The organism is Flavihumibacter sp. UBA7668, assembly GCF_002483205.1.
Taxonomy (GTDB): domain Bacteria; phylum Bacteroidota; class Bacteroidia; order Chitinophagales; family Chitinophagaceae; genus Flavihumibacter.
Map to the genome: position 1 here is coordinate 1065937 of NZ_DLHM01000007.1, position 22082 is coordinate 1088018.

At 43.4% G+C, this 22082-nt stretch carries 13 protein-coding genes; 8 read left to right on the forward strand and 5 right to left on the reverse strand.

Features of this window, described 5'->3' with window-relative positions; genetic code table 11:
- Positions 1-10 precede the first annotated feature (10 nt).
- Genes B2746_RS21940 through B2746_RS21950 form a run of 3 tightly spaced genes read left to right on the forward strand, consistent with a single transcriptional unit; the run spans position 11 to position 6116 of the window.
- Positions 11-3262, forward strand: coding sequence for a DUF1553 domain-containing protein (locus B2746_RS21940; protein ID WP_290799156.1), 3252 nt, complete (start codon positions 11-13; stop codon positions 3260-3262).
- A gap of 3 nt (positions 3263-3265) precedes the next feature.
- Positions 3266-4786 carry a DUF1501 domain-containing protein gene (locus B2746_RS21945; RefSeq protein ID WP_290799158.1) on the forward strand — a complete coding sequence of 507 codons (1521 nt, stop codon included), beginning with the start codon at positions 3266-3268 and terminating at the stop codon, positions 4784-4786.
- Between the two features lies 1 nt (position 4787).
- Entirely contained in the window at positions 4788-6116 is a 1329-nt protein-coding gene (locus B2746_RS21950) for a c-type cytochrome domain-containing protein (RefSeq protein ID WP_290799159.1), read from the forward strand.
- A gap of 14 nt (positions 6117-6130) precedes the next feature.
- On the opposite strand, the gene B2746_RS21955 is transcribed toward B2746_RS21950, so the two are convergent.
- From B2746_RS21955 to B2746_RS21970, 4 genes are all read right to left on the reverse strand, one after another.
- Positions 6131-7195 (reverse strand): hypothetical protein, encoded by a 1065-nt coding sequence (locus B2746_RS21955; RefSeq protein WP_290799161.1) that lies wholly within the window; start codon positions 7193-7195, stop codon positions 6131-6133.
- A gap of 13 nt (positions 7196-7208) precedes the next feature.
- Positions 7209-7994, reverse strand: a complete 786-nt coding sequence (locus B2746_RS21960) for a hypothetical protein (RefSeq protein WP_290799163.1) — start codon at positions 7992-7994, stop codon at positions 7209-7211.
- An 89-nt stretch (positions 7995-8083) separates the two neighbouring features.
- Positions 8084-8725: a LuxR C-terminal-related transcriptional regulator gene (locus tag B2746_RS21965; RefSeq protein WP_290799165.1), complete on the reverse strand. Its 642-nt coding sequence runs from the start codon at positions 8723-8725 to the stop codon at positions 8084-8086.
- A complete protein-coding gene (locus B2746_RS21970) occupies positions 8722-10680 on the reverse strand; it encodes a tetratricopeptide repeat-containing sensor histidine kinase (RefSeq protein WP_290799167.1) in 1959 nt (652 codons plus the stop codon). Before B2746_RS21970 ends, B2746_RS21965 begins: the two co-directional genes overlap by 4 nt.
- Positions 10681-10881: 201 nt before the next feature.
- On the opposite strand from B2746_RS21970, the gene B2746_RS21975 reads away from it, so the two are divergent.
- The 5 genes from B2746_RS21975 to B2746_RS21995 are packed head-to-tail and all read left to right on the forward strand — an operon-like array spanning position 10882 to position 21565.
- Entirely contained in the window at positions 10882-13278 is a 2397-nt protein-coding gene (locus B2746_RS21975) for an ABC transporter permease (RefSeq protein ID WP_290799169.1), read from the forward strand.
- 43 nt (positions 13279-13321) lie between these two features.
- Positions 13322-14515 carry a DUF2062 domain-containing protein gene (locus B2746_RS21980; RefSeq protein WP_290799171.1) on the forward strand — a complete coding sequence of 398 codons (1194 nt, stop codon included), beginning with the start codon at positions 13322-13324 and terminating at the stop codon, positions 14513-14515.
- A 6-nt stretch (positions 14516-14521) separates the two neighbouring features.
- Positions 14522-18385: a trifunctional MMPL family transporter/lysophospholipid acyltransferase/class I SAM-dependent methyltransferase gene (locus tag B2746_RS21985; RefSeq protein ID WP_290799173.1), complete on the forward strand. Its 3864-nt coding sequence runs from the start codon at positions 14522-14524 to the stop codon at positions 18383-18385.
- Positions 18375-19892 (forward strand): phytoene desaturase family protein, encoded by a 1518-nt coding sequence (locus B2746_RS21990; RefSeq protein ID WP_290799174.1) that lies wholly within the window; start codon positions 18375-18377, stop codon positions 19890-19892. Before B2746_RS21985 ends, B2746_RS21990 begins: the two co-directional genes overlap by 11 nt.
- Positions 19889-21565, forward strand: coding sequence for a C45 family peptidase (locus B2746_RS21995; protein ID WP_290799176.1), 1677 nt, complete (start codon positions 19889-19891; stop codon positions 21563-21565). The genes B2746_RS21990 and B2746_RS21995 overlap by 4 nt, the downstream gene beginning before the upstream one ends.
- Positions 21566-21626: 61 nt before the next feature.
- Here the strand turns inward: B2746_RS21995 and B2746_RS22000 are convergent, their stop codons facing one another.
- The gene (locus B2746_RS22000; protein ID WP_290799178.1) at positions 21627-22043 is read right to left on the reverse strand and encodes a hypothetical protein; all 417 of its coding nucleotides are present in this window, start codon (positions 22041-22043) and stop codon (positions 21627-21629) included.
- Between the last annotated feature and the right edge of the window lie 39 nt (positions 22044-22082).

Genomic DNA, 22082 nt, shown 5'->3' on the forward strand with positions numbered 1-22082 from the left:
TTGGAAAACCATGTTTCAAAGGTGGCTTTTATATGTGCTTGCCAGACCTTTTGGTCTGTGTTTTCTTGTTTCATTCCTGGGAATAGGCTGTTCGCCTGACTTGCCGGATGAGATCGACCAGGCATATAAACAACTCCCCGATAGAGTGGATTATAACCTGCATGTCAAACCCATTCTGTCGGATAAATGTTTTGCCTGCCACGGTCCCGACCAGGCAAAAAGAGAAGCCGGACTGCGGCTTGACCTTTCCACCGCTGCTTTTGCAGAATTACCTGAAACACCAGGGAAAGTGGCGATTGATCCGGGCAACCTGACCAATAGCGAACTCTTTCATCGCATCCTGTCAGAGGATCACGACTACCGGATGCCTACACCGGAATCCAACCTTCAACTAAGCACGGAAGAAAAGGCCATCCTGATCAAATGGATCAAACAAGGTGCGGAATACCAGCCACACTGGTCATTTGTTTCGCCAACTAAACCAGCCATTCCAACAGTTCAACAAAAAGAATGGATACAAACTCCCGTTGATGCCTTCATCCTGAAAAAACTGAAAGAAAAAAAACTTTCGCCTGCAGAAAGAACATCAAAGGAATTGTTGTTGCGCAGGCTGAGTCTTGATTTAACCGGACTACCACCAACATTAGATGAGATCAGTGCATTTTTAAATGACAATTCACCAAAGGCAGTAGAAAAGCAGGTGGACCGCCTGCTGCAATCGCCCCAATTCGGGGAAAAGATGGCGGTCGACTGGCTGGACCTGGCAAGATTTGCTGACTCACATGGTTATACGGTTGATGGATTAAGAGATGTATCCGCTTACCGCGATTGGGTGATTACCTCTTTTAATCGCAATATGCCCTATAATGAGTTCATTGAATGGCAACTGGCGGGGGATCTGTTACCGAATCCAACCAATGAGATGAAAATTGCCACTGCCTTCAACCGAATGCATCCGCAAAATCTGGAAGGCGGCGTCATTGAAGAAGAATTTCAGACAGAATATGTAGTGGATCGGGTGAATACAGTGGGAACTGCTTTTCTTGGACTCACCATCAGTTGTGCCCGCTGTCATGATCATAAATATGATCCGGTATCGCAAAAGAATTTTTATGAGCTCTACAGTTTCTTCAATACGGTACAGGAAGCCGGACAAATATCCATTGACCTCACCATGCCATCGCCGTCCATGTTGCTAACGGATAAAGAAAAAGACAATATACTGGCCATATTGAAACAAAAAATAAAAGAGCAGGAGAAAAAACTGCGTACTAACCAGGAGGCATATACGAAAGAGGCAGAGCAGTGGATCAACCAGGAGAAATATAAATCCATGCAGCAGGCAGGCATCCCCGTTACCGGCTTGCAGGCATCACTGAATTTTGATGGCGGGCATCTGCGTTCGGGTGGAGGAAGCTCCAAAATCACTGCTGCAATGAAGCGGGATTTGAGTTATTCCGCGGGAGATCCTCCCAAATTCACTTCATCTCCACAAGGAAAAGCTTTAGTGCTGAATGGTGATGAATGGCTGGATCTGACACCGGTAGGTGCTTTCAAAAGAAACGATCCGTTTACGATCAGTATCAACTGCTGGATACCGAAAGATTTTAAGGAAGGAGTGATTTTTCATAAGACCATCGCAGAGCGCTTATTCAATTACCGGGGGTATCATCTCTATTTTAAAAATGATCAGTTGGAAATGGGCATATCCCATGCGGCACCCTCCAATGCACTGACAAAGATTTCGAAACTACCCATTCCCAAAGAAGAATGGATTCAGTTAACCATGACCTATGATGGATCAGCCCATGCTACAGGCATGCAGTTGTACCTGAATGGGAAGCCCATTCACATGGAAATCACCATGGATCAACTGACAAAAGATATATTGCCCCCCTGGAATGCGAAACTCGGATTGCAGGTTGGAGCCTGGGACCGCGGACTTGGTTTCAAGAATGGGAAGGTGGAAGAAGTAGTGGTATATGATCGTGCATTGAGCTCACTGGAGTTACTGCAATTGGGTAATCCAAAAGAATGGAAATCGCTCATTAGTAAACCTGCTTCTGGCTTAACTGCGAATGAAAGAACCCTGCTACAGGACTATTACCTCGTTACACAGATTCCTGCATTGAAACAGGAGGAAGCAATTTTAAAAACCACCAGACAGGAACTAACGGATACGCTCACCCGTATACCCGAACTCATGATCATGCAGGAAAGTAAGCAGCCGAAAAAATCGTATATACTGGATCGCGGACAATACGATGCAAAAGCTGCTGAAGTATTTCCCAATACCCCTGAAGCCATTTTTCCATATGATTCAACATTACCAAAGAATCGGTTGGGATTGGCATACTGGTTAACGGATCCCAAACATCCGCTCACTGCAAGAGTGGCGGTGAATCGATACTGGCAATTGTTCTTTGGAAAAGGATTGGTAAAAACAACTGAGGATTTTGGTAACCAGGGAAGTTTGCCATCGCATCCTGAACTGCTGGATTGGTTAGCAGTGAGTTTTACAGAGTCGGGTTGGGATCTCAAGCAACTAATCCGGCAATTGGTTTTATCATCCACCTATGCACAAAGCTCCATTGGCTCAGAAAAAAGCAGGCAGCTGGATCCGGAAAATCTTTACCTGAGTCATGCTTCTCCTATCCGGTTAAGCGCAGAGATGCTGCGGGACAATGCCCTCGCGGCAAGTGGATTGTTAGAGCGTTCGATTGGAGGAAAAAGTATCAAACCCTATCAGCCTGCGGGCTTATGGGAAATCAATAACACGAGTTACCAGGCGGATACCGGTTCTTCCGTTTACAGAAGAAGTTTGTACGTACTGATCAAACGATCGGTACCCAATCCAACATTAACCACTTTTGATGCGGGAGATCGCAGTTACTGTGTAGTACGGCGACAGGCAACTAATACGCCGCTGCAGGCGCTTGTAACGCTCAACGATCCGGTTTTTGTAGAGAGTTGTAAAGTGATGGGAGAGCAGATGGTAAAGATGGGAAATTCAGGCAAGGCCATCGAGACCATCTTTTTGAAGTTAACCGGAAGACTGCCAGATGAAAAAGAAAAGGAGATTTTACAGAATGCCAAAACAAAACAGCTGGCGCTTTTCAAAAAGCAGCCAAAGAAATTAAAAGGATGGCTGGAGGCCGGTCAATATAAAGTGGATGCATCCCTGCCTAAGGAAGAGATTGCTGCAAATGCTGTTGTGGCCAGCCTGATATTAAATGCGGATGCTACCCTCACCAAACGTTAAATTATGTGTGATTCTCATAGCTCTCCAAAACCACCCGGATGGTCGCCCGAACTGGATCAGTTGCAAAAGCAATTGGACCGTCGTCGTTTCCTCAGTCGAACCGCGATGGGGTTGGGTTCCATTGCGCTGGGTTCGTTGATGGGCAATACCCTGTTGGGAAAATCCATCTGTAAAATCGCAACAGAAGATGCATCACTCAGTCTGGAGCAGGAAATTTTGCAGGCGATTCCACACCTCCTCCCCAAGGCAAAAAGAGTAGTATACCTGTTCATGAGTGGAGGGCCATCACAATTTGAAACCTTTGATTACAAACCGAAACTGCTGGATATGTTCGGGCAACCACTGCCGGATTCAGTACGTCAGGGACAACGATTAACCGGTATGAGCGCGGGACAGGCAATCCTGCCGGTGGTGCCATCCATTTACAAGTTTAACCAATATGGGCAGTCGAATACCTGGGTCAGTGAGTTGCTGCCACATACAGCGCAGGTAGTAGATGATCTTTGCATTATCAAGAGTGTGCATTCAGAGGCGATCAATCATGATCCTGCCATCACTTTTTTTCAAACGGGAAATCAATTACCGGGCAGGCCTTCGATTGGGTCCTGGATCAGTTATGGATTAGGAACAGACAACCAGAATTTGCCATCCTTTATCGTACTGGTATCCAAAAATGCAGTGAAAGATCAGCCTCTGTATGCGCGCTTATGGGGTAATGGATTTTTGGCAAGTGAACACCAGGGTGTACAGTTCAGAGCGGGTAAGGATCCTGTGTTATTCCTGGATAATCCGGAAGGTTACGATGGCGAAGACAGGGAGGAAATGTTGCAATCACTGAAAGAATTAAACACCTATCAAAACGAAGTGAACAAGGATCCGGAAGTGGATGCAAGAATTGCCCAGTATGAAATGGCCTATCGCATGCAGACCTCCATACCTGATGTAATGAGCGTGAAAGATGAGCCCGATGAAGTATTTGAGTTGTATGGTCCGGATAGCCGGGATTCCGGTACTTATGCAGCGAATTGCATACTGGCGCGTAAACTGCTGGAGAAGGATGTGAAATTTGTACAACTCTACCACCAGGGATGGGATCATCATGGTGGTCTGCCCGCTGGTATGGCCAAGCAATGCAAAGACACAGATCAGGCAACTGCCGCATTGATAAAAGATTTGAAACGAAGAGGTTTGCTGGAAGATACACTCGTGATTTGGGGAGGTGAATTTGGTCGAACCGTGTATTCACAAGGCAAATTATTCCCGGATAATTACGGAAGGGATCATCACCCGCGCAATTTTACCATGTGGATGGCAGGTGCTGGTGTGAAAGCCGGATTCAGTTATGGTGAAACGGATGATTTCAGTTATAATATAGTAAAGGATCCGGTACATGTGCACGATTTCCAGGCTACTCTCTTACACATACTGGGTATTGATCATGAACGGTTTACTTATAAATATCAGGGCAGAAGATTTCGGCTCACTGATGTACACGGCCATGTTATAAAAGAACTATTAAGTTAATATGCTGCTGGATATAAGCAATTTTCTGGGACGCTTGCACCCTGTACTGGTACATCTGCCTATTGGTTTTTTGGTAGTACTGGCAGCCTTCGATTTGTTTTCCTATTCAAAGCGGTTTAAGTACCTCCAGGCCGTACTACCATTACTTACCTTATTCAGTTTTGTGGCTGCCGTATTGGCGGCTGTTTTCGGGTATTTGTTATCGTTAGAAGGGGATTATCCGCAGCAACTATTGGCGAATCATCGAAATGGTGGCTGGTTGTTGTTGATAAGTACGGGTTGTATTGCGGTGATATTTTATACATCCTTACGAAAACGCAGACATATTCCACCAGTTTTTCAGTCATCCGGCTTTCTTCTCTTGTTATTTTTAACGGTTTATGTCGGACATCAGGGGGGCAATCTCACACATGGGGAAGATTATTTAAGCTGGGATCTGCTGCAGGAGAAAAAAAGGCCGCGTCCTGATAGTTTGAGTGCTGTTCTGGTTTATGAGGACCTGATTCAACCACTGTTAATAAAACGCTGTTCACAATGCCATCGCGATAGCAAGCGAAAGGGACAGTTATCTGTACGCACGATTGCCGATTTGATAAAGGGCGGTAAAACCGGTCCGGCAGTTGTTCCTGGCAAACCCGGAGAAAGTGAACTGATGCATCGGATTTTATTAGATCCGTCAGATAAGAAGTTTATGCCAACAGATGGTAAAACACCGTTGACGAAGGATGAAACAGCTTTACTGAACTGGTGGATTGAAAAGGGAAAAGCCGCAGTTGAAATTCAGGTCGGATCATTGCCTGATACTTCTAAAATCAGACAGATAGCTGCGGTTACATTTGGGTTCGGACAAACATCAGGTACGTTTTCGCAAGCTGAATCCGGAAGGTCAAAGTATACGGATGTTCCGGTTCAAATTGATACGCTTGCTATCCGGCAATTAAGGAAAGAGGGCTTTTATGTAAGGATACTGCTACATGACCCGGTATTGCTGGATATTACACTTCCTCCAGGTCATCAGGGAGCATGGCTTTCAGCAGAGCAGGCGTTTGGGAAGTTGGCTAAACATGTGCTTTGGCTCAATCTGTCTTCCAGCAATCTGAACGAGCAGCACCTAAAAGGCATAATAGCTTGTTCCAATCTTGAAAAATTGCGGCTGGACAAAAATCCGGTGGGAGACAGTCTGTATGTTTTGCTTAAGCCCCTGCATCATCTGGAAGCGTTGAATATTTCTGAAACATCCGTTACTGCCGCCGGCGAGGAACTGTTGCAGCAGTTGCCAGGACTAAAACGCATTTATAGACGTCAGACAGGTGTTAGAACACAGTTCTAACACCTGTCTGACGTTTAACCTTTCCTGGAGGCTTGAATTTTCTTTACAAAACTATCCGCGAAATTTTCCAGTGCTTTTTTAACTGCGGATATATAAGCAGATTTGGTGGTTGAAACTACTACCGGTACCGCATTGAAATCTTTGGCAAAGATGTTTTCCTTTTTATTCAGGACTTTTTTGGTTGGATCCTGCGTAACATTGGTTGCGAATTTTACATCTGCAGAAATATCGCTATCGAATAGAATCTGATCAGTTTGCATCTTCTCATTGTAGAAAAAGATACGTCCTCCAATCGGTTTGCCATCCCATGCTGTACCACCCAGAACTTTGACATTTTCTTCAACCGTTGAATTGAAGGAAAAATCACGGGTTTTCGTAATTCTATAAACAAAAGGCGCCAGACTTCTGGTATACTGACTTGTTTTTACATCGCCATCCATTTTGATATCAGCAAAATCAACTACCAGGTGTACGATAGCCAGGTCTGCTTTTAAGTCGTCCGAAAACCGACTTGCTTTTTTGGCTCTTCCAAATGCAAATCCAAGATTCATTGTTTTGGTTGGATCGTAATTCAATAAGGTATTGCCTTCATATGCATTTACTGTAGTATATACCTGACCTCTACGCTGGCTTTCCTGTTGCATTTTTTCCTCTTCTTTTTTATCTTCCTGATCTTTGTAAAAATCTTGCGAAGCAACTGTTGCCCAATCCACTGTTTTAATTCCTTCCTTATTACAGGCAGCTAATAAATAGGTATAAAACCCATTGGTCAATTGCTGATAATCTTCCTGAGTCAGCTCCACATCTGTAATATCAAGATAAGAAGTTACCCTGCCCGCTACTGATCCTCCACCATGTTTTCGACCTCCCAACGCGCCACGTTCATTCTTGAACATCTCCCTGGTTGTTGCCGTTTTGTATAAAATGGTAACCTGTGGAAAAGCAAGCGACTCAATTTTAGGAACAATGGTTTTCTTACCCATTGCACCACCTCCAACTATTTTTAGGGCATCCGGATTTACCTGGGCCATCAATGGGGAGGCAGCTAACAGCATTGCTGCTACTAAATTGTATTTCATATAATTGATTGTTTTAAAGACTCAGACCTAAAGAAAAATCAAATCGACCCGCTTTGTCTTTTTCTACCCCGGTATCGAGCATTCGTACCAGCCGAACACCTGCAAAGAGTCGTTGCGTAGTATTTAATTGAGCAGCAAATGTTGCAAAAACTGGTTTAGGGTAACCGGGTGTTTCCTTATAGTTTGTTGAAGGATCGGTAACTTTTACAAGGGAAATATCTACGGCGCCTGATAAATCAAGCCAGGCTTTTTTGTGCACGCCTTTTGTTACCATAACAGATGGGCCAAGGGTCAGATAATAACCGGCCGGATCATATATTCGGGGATTGCCATTTACCCTGACACGCTTGCTTGCAAAGAGGTAATCACCAAATGAAACTCCAGGAGATACAAGCATTCTGGGCCGACTGATCGCATTTATATAAACCTGATGCCAACCGATTAAACCGCTCCCGAATGTAAGTTCCGTTGTTCTTTTGGAAGATGGTGCTTTTTTGTTATTCCATAATGCCGGACCATCCGTGGCCAATAAATATATCAGATCGCTTAAGGAGGGATGATCAAACCGCCACCGCAATCCTTTTTTCTTGTAGGAATCATCGCGAATGCTGAATCCGATAGATGGGTAAGTTTGAGGGTCAACATATTTTCCATCAGTTGATGTAAAACGGACATACACCAGAAACCACTGGTTTATAAAGGGATTTTGTTTCTTCTTATTTCGAAATTTTGCAAATTCCTGGGCATAATTGGGCAGGAAACAGGATAATAGCAGAGCTATTAAAACCAGCCTTTTCATAGTACGATCATTTCCTGTAAACCTACAAACCAGTCAGGAGAAGCTAAATCCGTATCTATGCTGAATTTTTATCCGTGGAAGTACGTAGATCAGAGCAAAAAATGGTCACGGGCATAAGCAAGTAAAGCGGTTGTGTTGACCGTTTTGGTTTTACGGAGCAGATTTGTACGATGAGTTTCCACTGTGCGTTCACTAATAAACAAGGCTGATGCTATTTCTTTACTGGTGAATGCTTTTGCCAATAAGTTTAGAATTTCTTTTTCACGTCCTGTTAGTTGAAAATTTTCCTGTTGCTTTTGTAAACGACCCATAGATTTTATCAGTTCACTACTAAAGTAGGACCCCCCATTCATCACCAGTTCAATGGCTATTTGCAATTCCTGTTCCGGATTTTGTTTAAGAACAAAACCAGAAATTCCACCCTGTAATGCATCCTGTACAATTTTTGGCGAATCGTGCATACTTAATACAATTATTTTGATAGTTGGGTTACAAGTTCGAACAGCTATAAAAAAATCAATTGGATCTCTCCCCGGCATGTGGTAATCGGCAATTAAAATTTCAGGCAATAACTCAATCGTATCATTCAGCATTGCCAACTGTAGTTGATTCAGCAGATCTTCCTGTTCATAAAAAACCCTGGTGCAGTGTAGTTCACTTAATAATGCTGCAATTCCATTTGCTACAACTTTATGGTCGTCTATTACCCAGATGCATAACCGCTTTTTCATGCTGCTTTTTTTCTGATCTCTAATGTAAACATGCTGCCTTTTTTTCCTGCCTTTGCATCCACCCAAACAGTTCCGCCAATCAATTTTGCACGGGTATTTATATTTGTCCATCCCTGCCCGGAGGAAGAGAATAAAACTGCCGGATCGAATCCATTTCCGTCATCTTCAATTGTTACCAGTAAAGAATCCGAATCAGAAGACAATTGAAGCTCTACCTGACCTGCATCTGCATATTTCACAATATTATTGATCCATTCCTGCACGATGCGGTAAATATGTACCTGTTGATCTTCCGGTCCATTAAATCCCTGCATCATGGAATGAAACCGGATTGGTAAGCCGGTATTTTTTTCAACAAAATGACTGTATTCAGATAAAGCCGGTTCCAGTCCCCCTTTTGATAAAGCAGCAGGCATTAAATCAAAGGCTACCATCCGAATCTCTTCCTGTAATTGTTGTACGAGAGGAACAGTATTACTGCGCTCTTTATCCTTAAGAAGCTGCAATCGGAGAGAAGTAACGATTTGCCCCAACCCATCATGTATATCTGCTGCAATCCTGCTACGTTCCTGTTCTGTAACCCGCATTACGGTTTTTACTCTTTCTGTTTCAGCCTCCTGTATAAGGTTCATTTGCCGCTGACGTCCTCTTTGTTGGAAATATGCAAATATGGAAATAAACAATAATAACAAAAGTACAAGGCTGACTATTATCCATTTACGTTGCAGCAATTCCAGGCCTGCTTCCTTTAATACAATTTCCTGTTCAGCGAGTTGTTTGTCTTTCAGTGCTGTTTCATATCGTACCTGCATTGCTTCCCTGGCAAAAACCTGTTCTTCCTGATAAACAGAGTCTTTCCATTGATATGCCTGTTCAAGGTGTTTGTTGGCCATCGCGGCGTTACCTAATCCTTTCCATGCGGTAGACAAATTGCTTTGGAGATGCATTAATTGTGTAAATGAGCGGGTTGTTAAAGCCAGACTATCAGCTCTTTTTCCAAACATTATGGCTTCCTGGTAAGCGGACCTGTTATTAGATAAATCACTCAGATTTATAAACACATCTGTGAGGCGATATTTATTTTTTGCCTCCAATGCGGCGGAGAGTGCTTTTTTCATTAACTGGTCGGCTTGTTCATAAAATCCTTGTCGTTTAAATACCTGTGCCCGGGTCATCAAAATAGAATAATGGTCCACAGCAGCCGGACTGGGGCTAAACAAAAGAGCGGAATCGAGATATGAAATTGCCATCTTGTACTGTTCTTTGTTCTTATACAGAATGGCAATATTTCCATAAAGGCGCCCCAGCCCTACGCTGTCTTTAGCTATCTTTTTCAGTTCAGCACTTTTGATATAATAACGAAGCGCTTCATCTGGTTTTTTCCCTTCTGCCAGCACTCCTCCAAGGTTTAGATAGGTTCGTGATAATTCCAGTTCTGTTGCGTTTGCTTTGATTTTGGCGTCCAGACTTTTGAAATAAGCTTCAATTGCTTCTTCCTGTAATCCCAGATTGGTGGCTGAATTTCCGATAAGGTTGTATAATTTCCCCATTAAAGAGGCATCATCAGTAATACCAATGGCCTCCATTCCACTGCTATAGGCTTTTCTGTCTTCACCGCGGACTGCCCAGAAATAAGTGCGCCTGTAAATAAAATCGGCTTTTGTTTTAGAGCGTTTTTTCTTATCCGCGATTGCGATTCCAGCTTGAAGTAACTCGAATGCAGCTTCATCTTTTTCCTGTTTGAATAGGGCAAGTGCACGATTGGAAATGATTTTTAACTGCAGGCTGTCGGTTAGTTTTTCCTTTAAAATCAGAAGGTATAAACTATCCGCAGTTCCTGATTTCCCGCTGTCCAATAATGAATCTGCCAGTGTTAACCGCTCCAGCGTCAATTTATCCTGTGCCACAAGAGGATGCATGGAACAACAAGCCAGCAGTAAAAAAAGTAGTTTCATTTTATTTTTTTAAGTGTCAGACACCAGTTAGTACAAGTGTCTGACACGTCTCTAACAGTGTTCTAACACCTGTCTGACACCTACCGTACGAAATTGAACGGAAAACCGTCCGTTTTCGAACAGTAAGGATGAAAATATATGGTTCAAAATACTGAAAATCAATTAAATAAAAATTGGCATTTCTGTTGTCGAAGGAAATCTATGATTCGAAATTACCTGCTCATAACGCTACGGAACCTTAAACGCAATAAGGTTTATTCCCTGATCAATATTCTGGGACTGAGTTTTGGATTGGCTGCTGCCATTTTGATCCTATTGTATGTTAAAGACGAAGTCAGCTATGATCGATTTCATACCCAATTAGACCAAACCTATCGAATTTGTAACGAAAGCATCAACGAGGAAACGAATGAAACCCGAAGAAGCGCAATAACCGGGTATTTTCAGGGTCCCCGTTTTGCTGCTTCCGTACCTGAAATCAAGTATTTCTCCCGATACCAGCATCGGAATGTGGACATTAAAAAACAAACAGAAATCAAATCTCAGGAGGTGTTTTACACCGATTCGGTTTTCCTGAAAATGTTCAGTTTCCCCCTCATTAGCGGAAACCCGGCCACAGCTCTTCTAAATAAACGATCCGCTGTTATTTCGGAAAAAATGGCCATCGAACAGTTTGGGAATTCTGAAGCAGTAGGCAAAAACATCCTCATTAAAGAAGAAGGTGATAAATTCGAACCCTATACCGTTACTGCAGTAGCGAAAAATTGTCCCCAAAATTCAACCATAAAGTTTGATATCCTGCTTCCTATACAAGTATCTCCGGAAGACCAAACCAATGATGAAAACTGGTTCAATTTTTTCCTGAATACTTTTGTAGTTCTGCATCCCGGAGCCGATAAAGCTGTAGTTGAGAAAAAAATCCAGGCTGTATTCGACAAAGAAGCCAGGCCGATTATGAAAGTACTATCCGAAAAATACGGGGTAAAACTTTCCACTACCTACGGTCTCCAGCCATTTGCAGAAATTCATCTCAGCAAAGACCTCGGTGCCGAAAATGGATTAACAGGGGCCAGTAACCCCATGTATTCCTATATACTTACCGGTATCGCCATCTTTATATTATTGATCGCCTGTATCAATTTCGTTAATCTAACGGTTGCACGTTCCGTTAAACGTGCAAAAGAGATCGGCATACGCAAAGTAGTGGGTAGTAATCGCGCCCAGCTGATTGTGCAATTTCTGGGAGAATCGGTGCTGCTTTGCCTGTTATCCTTCCTGCTGGCACTTGTTCTTTCGCAAGGACTTCTCGGTTTTTTTAACCAGCTATCAAATAAAGCATTATCACTTTCCTACCTGCTGGATCTGAAACTTGTAGCTGGATTTTTCGGGCTGTTTTTAATCACTTCACTGCTCGCTGGTTTTTACCCTGCTCTGGTATTATCCGGATATGACCCCGTAAAAACATTGTACAACCGATTTAATCTGGCAGGAAAAAACTACCTGCAAAAAACTTTGGTTGTTGTACAATTTGCACTGGCATCTTTTCTGATAATTGCCACACTTACGATTTATTCGCAATTCGAATACCTCACCACTTTCGAAACCGGGGTGGACGAAACAAACCTGGTAATGGTAAATAACTGGAACATACAGCACAAAAAAGCTGATCTGGTACGAAATCAGCTGAAACAACATCCCTCCATCCAGGATGTCACCTTTAAAAACGGCGGTTCATGGGGTACCCGCGCAAAAGTGAACGGCGATCAACAGATTCAATTCGCGTATGAGTCCGTAGGTGTGAATTACCTGCCACTCCTCAAAATCCAAATTAAGGAAGGCCGGAATTTCTCGGCTGATTTACCTACCGACTCAACCAAATCTGTATTGGTGAATGAAACCTTCGCAAAAGAAGCAGGCTGGACCAACCCCATTGGAAAAGAGGTTGATTTCTGGTATCGTGAAGAAAAATATACTGTCATCGGGGTTGTGAAGGATTACCACTATCAGTCGCTCCAGGAAAAAATCGGACCCCAGCTCTTTACAATGAAGCCGGAAAACCAGTATGGTCTTGCTTTAATTAAGATTGCACCCGGATCGGCAACGGCATCCCTTCAGCATATTGAAAAAACATTCAAATCAACCTTCCCTTTTGATCCCTATTCCTATCGGTTTATGGATGAAGCCAATCTGCAGAATTATGAGTCGGAAGATCGATGGAAAAAAATCATGTTGTTCAGTGCTGTTATCACCATATTCGTTTCCTGTATCGGTTTGTTCGGGTTAGCCGTTTTAGCGACGGAAAAGCGGACTAAAGAAATTGGTATCCGCAAGGTTCTGGGAGCGTCTGTTCAACAGGTTGCCACCATTTTATCGCGGGATTTCCTGCTGCTGGTGGTAATTTCCCTTCTTATTTCCCTTCCTCTTGCCTGGATGGCTGCTAACAAATGGCTGGAAAACTACCCCTATCGGATTCAACTTGGTTGGAGCCTGTTTGCCATAGGTGCCTTGCTTGTAATTGGAATTGCACTATTGACAGTAAGCTTTCAATCAATCAAAGCAGCCCTTCAAAACCCGGTAAGGAGCCTGAAAGTGGACTAATTTTTTCGTTACTTGCGGTTTGAAATTGACCAGCAAACCGTACATGAACGAACATCCATCATACCAGGAGGCATTTGAAGAACGCAAAGCAGCCGTACTCATTCCTACCTACAATAATGCGGGTAGCCTGGCTGCCGTGCTTCGCGATGTATTATCCTATACCAATTCCATTCTGGTTGTAAACGATGGTTCTACAGATCAAACCGCTTCTCTTCTTCAGGAGTTTCCACAGGTTCAACTGATAGGCTATGAACAAAACCGTGGAAAAGGGTGGGCCCTGAGGAAAGGATTTGAAAAAGCAAGACAGCTTGGGTATCAATATGTTATCACCCTGGATGCAGACGGACAACATTTTGCCAAAGACCTGCCCACTTTATTGTTCAGTATTGATCAGCATCCTGCAACCATCGTCGTTGGAGCGCGAAACCTTCAACAGGAAAATGTTCCCGGAAAAAGCAGCTTTGGGAACCGGTTTTCCAATTTCTGGTTCTGGTTATATACTGGTCAAAAGGCACCAGATACCCAAAGTGGGTATCGCCTTTATCCCATTAAAGCGATGGAAAAAATCCGCTTCTACACCCGTAAATACGAGTTTGAAGTTGAGGTACTGGTTCGATCTGTCTGGAACGGACTGAAGGTTGCCTTCGTGCCTATCCGCGTTTATTACCCGCCGGCTGAAGAACGGGTTTCGCATTTCCGCCCCTTTCGTGATTTTTCAAGAATCAGTGTCTTAAATACCGTGCTTTTTTTTATCGCATTCCTTTATATCAAACCCCGAAACTTTTTTCGTTCCCTTTTTAGTAAAGAAAAAAGAGCCGCTCTGCTGAATGAATTATTGGAATCGGATCATACCCATGAAAGAAAAGCCGTATCCATTGGGTTTGGTGTTTTCATGGGCATTGTACCAATTTGGGGATTTCAACTGATTGTGGCTATTTTTTTATCGGTGCTGCTGAAACTCAACAAAGCTCTTGTAATTACAGCAGCCAATATCAGTATTCCTCCAATGATTCCCTTTATTTTGTATGGGAGTTTTCTGGCTGGCGCTCCCTGGATGGGTGATAAGGCAAGTTCCGTTCCCCTGCCAGGAGATCTCAGTCTCGATTCGATTAAAGTAAACCTGCAACAATATATAACCGGAAGCCTTACACTTGCGGTAATTGCCGGTGGCTTATTCGGGCTCGTCTCCTACATTTTTATGAAATTGATGAACAAAAAAACCGGACCTGCTTTATAGGCCTTTATGGATAATCCCTTCGTGCAGATTGATCGCTTTTTCAGGAAAAACCGGATGATTTTCTGGATAATTTTTCTGGCCTTTATCGGGATTACAGCCGGATTGGCATCGCGTATCCGCCTGGAAGAAGACATCACCAGTATTATTCCGCGGGATGAAAAAACAAATGCCCTGAATGAAATTTTCCAGCAGTCCAAACTGCTGGACAAAATGATCCTGACGGTTGGCACTAATAGCAATGATGCTGCTGATCCCGATTCACTGGTTGCAATTGCAGATGAATTGGCCGATTCCATTTCCAGCCGGCTTGCTCCTTATGTTAAGGAATTAGCCAGCGAAGTAAAGGAAGAAACCACGCTTCAATTGTTTGATGCCGTTCATGAACACCTGCCAATCTTTCTGGAAGAGCCTGATTATGCGAGCCTGGATTCCCTCCTGCTTCCAGAAAAAGTAAAAGAAACCCTGGAACGAAATTATGCCACACTGCGCTCGCCAGCCGGACTTGCCTTCAAACAATTCATAGCTAGAGACCCTGCCGGTATTGCCACACCTGCCCTGAAAAAATTACAGCTGCTTCAATATGACCAGCAATTTGAGCTTTATGATAATCATATTCTAACCAGGGACAGCAAACAGCTCATTCTTTTTATAACACCCGTATATCCGAAAAATAATACCGCAGAAAATGCTGTTTTCCTGAAAAAACTGGATCAGGTACTGGCAGAATTCAAGACCCGGTTTCCTTCTTATTCGGTTACCTATTTCGGAGGAACGGCAGTTGCTGTTGGCAATGCTATACAATTGCGAAAAGATACCCTGATGACGCAAGGGATTACACTGGTTTTACTGGTGCTGTTTCTGGCGCTTTATTTCCGTAGAATTTTTGCTCCGGTATTAATACTGGTGCCGGCCATTCTGGGGTCATTGCTGGCATTGTCTGTTCTTGCCCTGACAAAAGGTTCCATTTCAGTTATTGCTCTGGCAACCGGCTCCATCATTCTTGGCATCGCCGTGAATTATTCTCTCCATGTATTTAACCATTTCCGGCACCAACCCGATATGGAAAAGGTGTTACGGGATTTAGCACATCCCATGACCATTGGAAGTATAACTACCATTGGAGGATTTCTTTGTTTGCAATGGGTACAATCCGAAATGCTTCGTGATTTGGGATTATTTGCAGCCGTCAGTTTACTGGGTGCTTCTCTTTCTTCCCTTATATTTTTACCGCAACTGATAACTGGAAAATCCAGTCAGGAAAAACAGAGCGCGTCCACCGGATGGATTGACCGTTTGGCTTCATACCGACTCGAATCCAATAAAAAGCTGGTGCTCTTCATTCTGGGACTTACTGTCTTCTTTGCATTTTTTATACGCAAAGTGGGATTTGAACCCGATATGAATAAAATGAATTTCATGTCGGAAAAACTCAGGAAGGCTGAGCAGGAAGTGAACCGGCTTAATGCCTTTGCTTTACAATCCGTTTACATTGTTTCGAACGGATCAGATTTGCAGGAGGCATTAAAACGAAACGAAAAGGTTGTACAGCGACTGCATCAATTAGGGGGAACAGGTGTGGTAAAAAAATACTCCGGACTTTCCTCCATCCTGATCTCCGATTCACTACAGGCAGAACGATTGAATCGCTGGAAAGCATTCTGGACGCAGGAAAGAAAAACTGCCGTATTGGAACAGGTACAATTGCAGGGGGCGGCAATAGGATTCAGTAAGCAACTGATTGAGTCGGTTGATGCAATGCTGCAATATGATTATCAGCCGCTTTCTGATACGGCTGCTATTGCCTTATCGCCCGATTTGCTGGAATCCTATATTCTCGCTGGCGATACCAGTGCCAAATTAATAACGCTCGTAAAAACAGCGCCGGAGGACAAAGCAGCTCTCTATGCTGAGTTTGATAAAATTGACGGCACTACTGTTTTGGATATGCAGTATGTAACCGGACGGCTTGTGGATATGGTACGTACTGATTTTAACAGTATCAGCTGGATGGTAGCGGCTATTGTCTTTTTTGTATTATTGATTTCATTCGGGAGGATTGAGCTAACCCTTATCGCCTTTATTCCTATGTTGATTACCTGGATCTGGATTCTTGGCATCATGGGTTTGTTAGGTATTCAGTTCAATATTGTCAACATTATTATTTCCGCTCTCATCTTTGGGCTGGGTGATGATTATAGTTTATTTACACTGGATGGATTATTGCAGGAATATAAAAATGGGAAAAAGAATTTATCCTCGTTCAGGTCATCGATTTTTTTATCAGCGATTACAACAGTAACCGGTTTGGGTGTGCTGATTTTTGCACAACACCCATCTCTGAAAAGCATTGCGCTAATAGCAATTCTTGGAATAATTTGTGTAGTGCTTATTTCTCAGGTAATGATCCCCTTTCTGTTTAATCTTCTTATTACCCGACGGGTAAAAAATGGATTGCAACCCTTTACTTTCTGGAGTCTGACGAAATCTATTTTTGCCTTTCTTTATTTTGTTGTTGGATCTTTGGTGTTAACAATTGTTGGTTTAATCATTGTTAAACTAAATCCTATTGCAGGTGAAAAATCGAAATACCTGTTTCACTGGCTCATGTGTAAATACACCTGGAGTCTGATGTATATCATGGGTAATGTCACCAAAAGAATTCATAATCCGGGTGCTGAAAATTTTTCACAACCGGCCGTAATTATCAGCAACCATCAGTCTTTTCTGGATATTCTGTCTATTGTGATGTTGCATCCTAAAATAATTCTACTCACCAATGACTGGGTCTGGAATTCGCCCATATTTGGTTTTGTTGTTAAGATGGCCGACTATTTTCCGGTAAACAAAGGCATTGAAACAAATATGGAGGCCCTGCGTGATCGGGTTAAAAACGGTTATTCCATTGCAGTATTTCCGGAAGGCACCCGTTCCTGCGATGGCACGATGAAACGCTTTCATAAGGGCGCATTTTACCTGGCGGAGGAACTTGGGGTGGATCTTCTTCCTGTGGTGCTGCATGGCACGGGATATACAATGAGCAAGGGAGATTTCATTTTAAAAGACGGAACCATCCATATTGATATCCTTCCACGCATTAAAGTGGATGATATGACTTATGGAGAGGGGTATGCAGAGAAGGCTAAAAAACTCAGCCGGAAATTCAAAGAATGGTATACCGAACGTAGAGAGCAAAATGAATCAGTGGACTGGTATAGGGAACAATTGAAATACAATTATCTGTACAAAGGCCCCGTATTGGAGTGGTATATGCGGATAAAAACCGGACTCGAAAAAAACTATGCATTATTTGACCAATTGGTTCCTTCCAGAGGGAAGATACTGGATATTGGTTGCGGCTATGGCTTTATGTCAATGATGTTACACTTCAGATCAAAAGATCGTGTTATCACAGCACTGGATTATGATGAAGAAAAAACAAGTACCGCTCAGCATTGTTTCAGCAGAGGAAATGAATTACAGTTTGTATCAGGAAATGCGCTCGAGTTTTCAATGCAGCAATATGACGCTATTTTAATTTGTGATGTACTGCATTATCTGCCTTCTTCGGATCAGCAGGCATTGATCCGGAAGGCACTTGATCATTTGAATCCGGGCGCTAAACTCATCATACGTGAAGGCAATACAGAAATCCGCGACCGGCACAGAGGCACAGAGCTTTCAGAATTCTTTTCCACCCGGGTTTTTGGATTCAATAAAACATCAGCCTATGGATTGTCCTTTTTATCCGGCGCCACGATTCATGCATTGGCAGCTGAGAAAGGATATACCTGTGAAGAAATAGAAGCTTCCCAACGTACCAGTAATACCGTCTTTGTACTCCAAAAACCTGCCGTTGCCTATGTTGCCTGAGTACGATATAATAATAGTGGGGTCCGGACTTGGTGGCCTGCTTTGCGGCGCCATCCTGGGTAAGGAAGGATTCAGGGTTTGTGTACTGGAAAAAAACCGGCAGTATGGTGGCAGTTTGCAAACCTTCTCCAGGGATAAAACACTTTTTGATAGTGGCGTACACTATATTGGAGGATTGGCACCCGGACAAACACTTGAGCAGGTATTCAACTATCTCGGATTGATGGATGCATTGAAACTTCAGCAACTTGATGTGGATGGATTTGATCGTATATTTTTTCTCGAAGACGGGTGTGAGTATGCGCTTGCTCAGGGATATGATCGGTTTGCTGCCAGCCTGAAACAGGCATTTCCAGCCGAAGCCGGTGCAATCGATCAGTATTGCTCCACCATACGTGAGCTCTGTTCAAAATTTCCCATGTACAACCTGCGATCAGGAGAGGGGATGAGCGGGAAAGAGACTGTCATGGGAATTGATACGCTTAGATTTTTACAATCCATCACCAGGAACCAGCGACTGCAGGAAGTATTGGCTGGAAATAATTTTTTGTATGCAGGTCAGCCTGATAAGACCCCCTTGTATGTACATGCCCTGGTTGTCAACAGTTATATTGAAAGTGCCTGGAAGATCCTGGATGGCGGATCACAGATAACCAAACAACTGGTGAAGCTGATACGTTCTACAGGTGGAGATTTGTTCAACCATACAGAAGTAGTGAAACTGGAAGGGGATAAAGAGCGATTAACCATGGTTGTTACCAAAGACGGAAGGCTGTTTAGGGCGAAGCATTTCATCTCTAATCTTCATCCGAAACGAACAGTAGAAATCACTGAGTCACCACTTCTTAAAACAGCCTATAGAAACAGAATTAATCGATTAGCTGATACGGTTTCGAGTTTCTGTCTGAATGCGGTATTGAAGCCTGGAGTAGTCAGGTATCTGAATCACAATTATTACCTGCATCAACCGGGTGCAGTATGGAGGGCTGTGGAAGCAACTCCGGATGACTGGCCATTATCTGCCGGGGTATTTTTTACGGAAGATGGCAGTCGTCCCGGTTATGCTGAATCCGTCAGTATATTAACCTATATGTCGGCCGGCGAATGGGATCCCTGGAAAGAAAGTTTTAATACGGATAGCCAGCAGGGGGAAAGAGGGGCGGACTATCATCGCCTTAAAACAGAAAAAGCTGAATTGTTATTGAAGCTGGTGTCAGCCAGATTTCCAGAACTGGTTGAAGCTATCAGTTCCTATTCCTGTGCAACGCCGCTATCTTTCAGGGATTATATTGGAACAGAAGATGGCAGTTTATACGGCATTGCGAAAGATTACAGAAATCCAATGGCGACGTATCTGCCGACGCGAACCAAGGTTCCGAATTTATTTTTAACAGGACAGAATGTGTTATTACACGGAATTTTGGGTGTTACAATAACGGCGTTAACCACCTGTTCGGAATTCGTACTGGTTGAAGGGTTATTGAATAAAATCAGGAATGCAACATGAGTAAGACAAAACGAAGCATGGGTTGGAGGATTGGTAAAGTTCTGCTGATTATACTGGGTATACTGCTATTGCTCCTGCTGATATTGTTTATCTATTTGTCCCGGGTGTCAAAAATTGAGCCACCGGTCATCACAGACCGGTCAGCCGATCTGTTGGAGAGAACGAATGTTTCGGATAGTTTCTATTACCTCAACAACAACTGGCTGCATCTGTCAAGATCAGGACTGTATGAATTGTATGTAGAAGGCAAACCCTATGAAAGAGGCGTTATCAATGGAAAACTAACTAAGGAACTGGTACAACGCCAGGAAGATCATTTTAGCGCGCAGATTGAAAAAATGGTTCCATCCACTTTCTACCGACATTTCCTGAAATATTTAATTGGATTTTTTAACCGCGATCTGCCCAACCAGGTGAAGGAGGAGTACAAGCAGGAGATTTATGGTGTGTCGCAGGCGGCTTCGGATAAGTATGCGTATATCGGAACACCGTACCAGCGCATATTGAATTATCATGCAGCACATGATATCGGCCATGCCTTACAAACCATGGCATTGGTTGGATGTACCTCCTTTGGTACCTGGGGAAGTCATTCAAAGGACAGTGCATTTATTATTGGTCGCAATTTTGATTTCTATGTCGGGGACCGTTTTGCAGATGATAAACTCATCGCGTTTATTCAACCCGACAGTGGATATGGATTTATGACAGTAACCTGGGGTGGGTTTACAGGGGCTGTATCAGGAATGAATGAAGCGGGATTAACAGTAACGATCAATGCTGCTAAAACGGATCTGCCTCCCGGATCTGCCACGCCGGTTTCCCTGGTAGCGAGGGAAATATTGCAGTATGCCGGTAATATTAAGGAAGCAATAGCTATTGCCGGTTCGCGTAAAATGTTTGTATCAGAATCCTTCCTCGTAGGTTCGGCGGCTGATCAGAAAGCGGTTGTGATTGAAAAAACTCCGGAAGCGCTGGATGTATATGATCCCAGTCAGAACCATATCATTTGTGCCAATCATTTTCAAAGTCCGGTTTTAGGTAAGCTTCCTTCTAATCAGGAGCAGATAGCGGAAAGCGCCTCTGCTTACCGCTATAAGCGGGTACAGGAATTACTGGCGGAGGCAAAGCAGAATACAGTTGAACAAACTATCCAAATATTGCGTGATACCCGTGGACAGCAGGGCGCTGATATTGGCCTGGGAAATGAAAAAGCCATCAATCAGTTAATTGCGCATCATTCCATCGTATTTGAGCCTAATAAAAGGCTGGTATGGGTTTCTACAGCTCCCTGGCAGGAGGGACAATTTGTATGTTATGACCTGAAAAGAGTATTGTCCATGCGCGGGTTAAAAGAAGCCCGTGAAATTACTGACAGTAGTTACCTGATACCTGCGGATACCCTGCTGCAAACAGGAGATTTCAAACGCTTCCTGCAGTTTCGGACATTTAAACAACGGATACTGGATGGTGGAATAGTTGCGCCTGATAGCATTATTGCCAGCAATCCATCTTATTATCACGCGTATGTGCTGGCAGGTGATATGGCAGTGCAACAAAAAAAACTGGCGGAAGCAATTCGCTATTACCGCCAGGCATTGTCAAAAGAAATTGCCACTGTTCAGGAAAAAGTTGCAATTGAAGAAAAGCTAAAAAAACTGGAGCAGCACTAGGCTACTCCAGGAATGTTTTATTAAACAGCCATTGCTACTCTTCTGTTCAGTGCCCTACCTTTTACTGTTTTGTTATCAGCAACCGGATTGGCAGAACCAAGTCTTTCTGTGCTGATTCGGCTTTCTGTCTATAAATCGGGCAGCATCCATATTTTTCAGTTCCGGGCTGGTCAGGGCATTTGTCTTTCAGATCCGGAATGCCATCTCCATCGGAATCAGCTGGGATCAGTTTACCAAACAAGTTGAATTTTATACCCGCCGGGAGGTTCTGGTTGTAATAATCAACAACTGTGTTGTGGTTGCCGGTATTATCCATATTGGTAAGGCCATGAAAATATCGGCCGAATAAAACCAGTCTGCCATGTGGGTTGATTGCTGCTTCTCCAAAAACGGAGTGGCTGGTTGATTTAAAATCTATTTGTGGTTCCGCAACAATTGCAAATATGTCGCCAATATGAAGCTTTAACTGAACCGGCACAGACAGGTACCCAATTCTTCCAACTTGTAAGAGTTTTCC

Coding starts and splice junctions, on each gene's coding strand:
- B2746_RS21985 (WP_290799173.1), top strand. CDS start 14,522: ATGGATAATCCCTTCGTGCAGATTGATCGCTTTTTCAGGAAAAACCGG.
- B2746_RS21970 (WP_290799167.1), bottom strand. CDS start 10,680: ATGAAACTACTTTTTTTACTGCTGGCTTGTTGTTCCATGCATCCTCTT.
- B2746_RS21990 (WP_290799174.1), top strand. CDS start 18,375: ATGTTGCCTGAGTACGATATAATAATAGTGGGGTCCGGACTTGGTGGC.
- B2746_RS21955 (WP_290799161.1), bottom strand. CDS start 7,195: ATGAAATACAATTTAGTAGCAGCAATGCTGTTAGCTGCCTCCCCATTG.
- B2746_RS21965 (WP_290799165.1), bottom strand. CDS start 8,725: ATGAAAAAGCGGTTATGCATCTGGGTAATAGACGACCATAAAGTTGTA.
- B2746_RS21975 (WP_290799169.1), top strand. CDS start 10,882: ATGATTCGAAATTACCTGCTCATAACGCTACGGAACCTTAAACGCAAT.
- B2746_RS21950 (WP_290799159.1), top strand. CDS start 4,788: ATGCTGCTGGATATAAGCAATTTTCTGGGACGCTTGCACCCTGTACTG.
- B2746_RS21940 (WP_290799156.1), top strand. CDS start 11: ATGTTTCAAAGGTGGCTTTTATATGTGCTTGCCAGACCTTTTGGTCTG.
- B2746_RS21945 (WP_290799158.1), top strand. CDS start 3,266: ATGTGTGATTCTCATAGCTCTCCAAAACCACCCGGATGGTCGCCCGAA.
- B2746_RS21960 (WP_290799163.1), bottom strand. CDS start 7,994: ATGAAAAGGCTGGTTTTAATAGCTCTGCTATTATCCTGTTTCCTGCCC.
- B2746_RS21995 (WP_290799176.1), top strand. CDS start 19,889: ATGAGTAAGACAAAACGAAGCATGGGTTGGAGGATTGGTAAAGTTCTG.
- B2746_RS21980 (WP_290799171.1), top strand. CDS start 13,322: ATGAACGAACATCCATCATACCAGGAGGCATTTGAAGAACGCAAAGCA.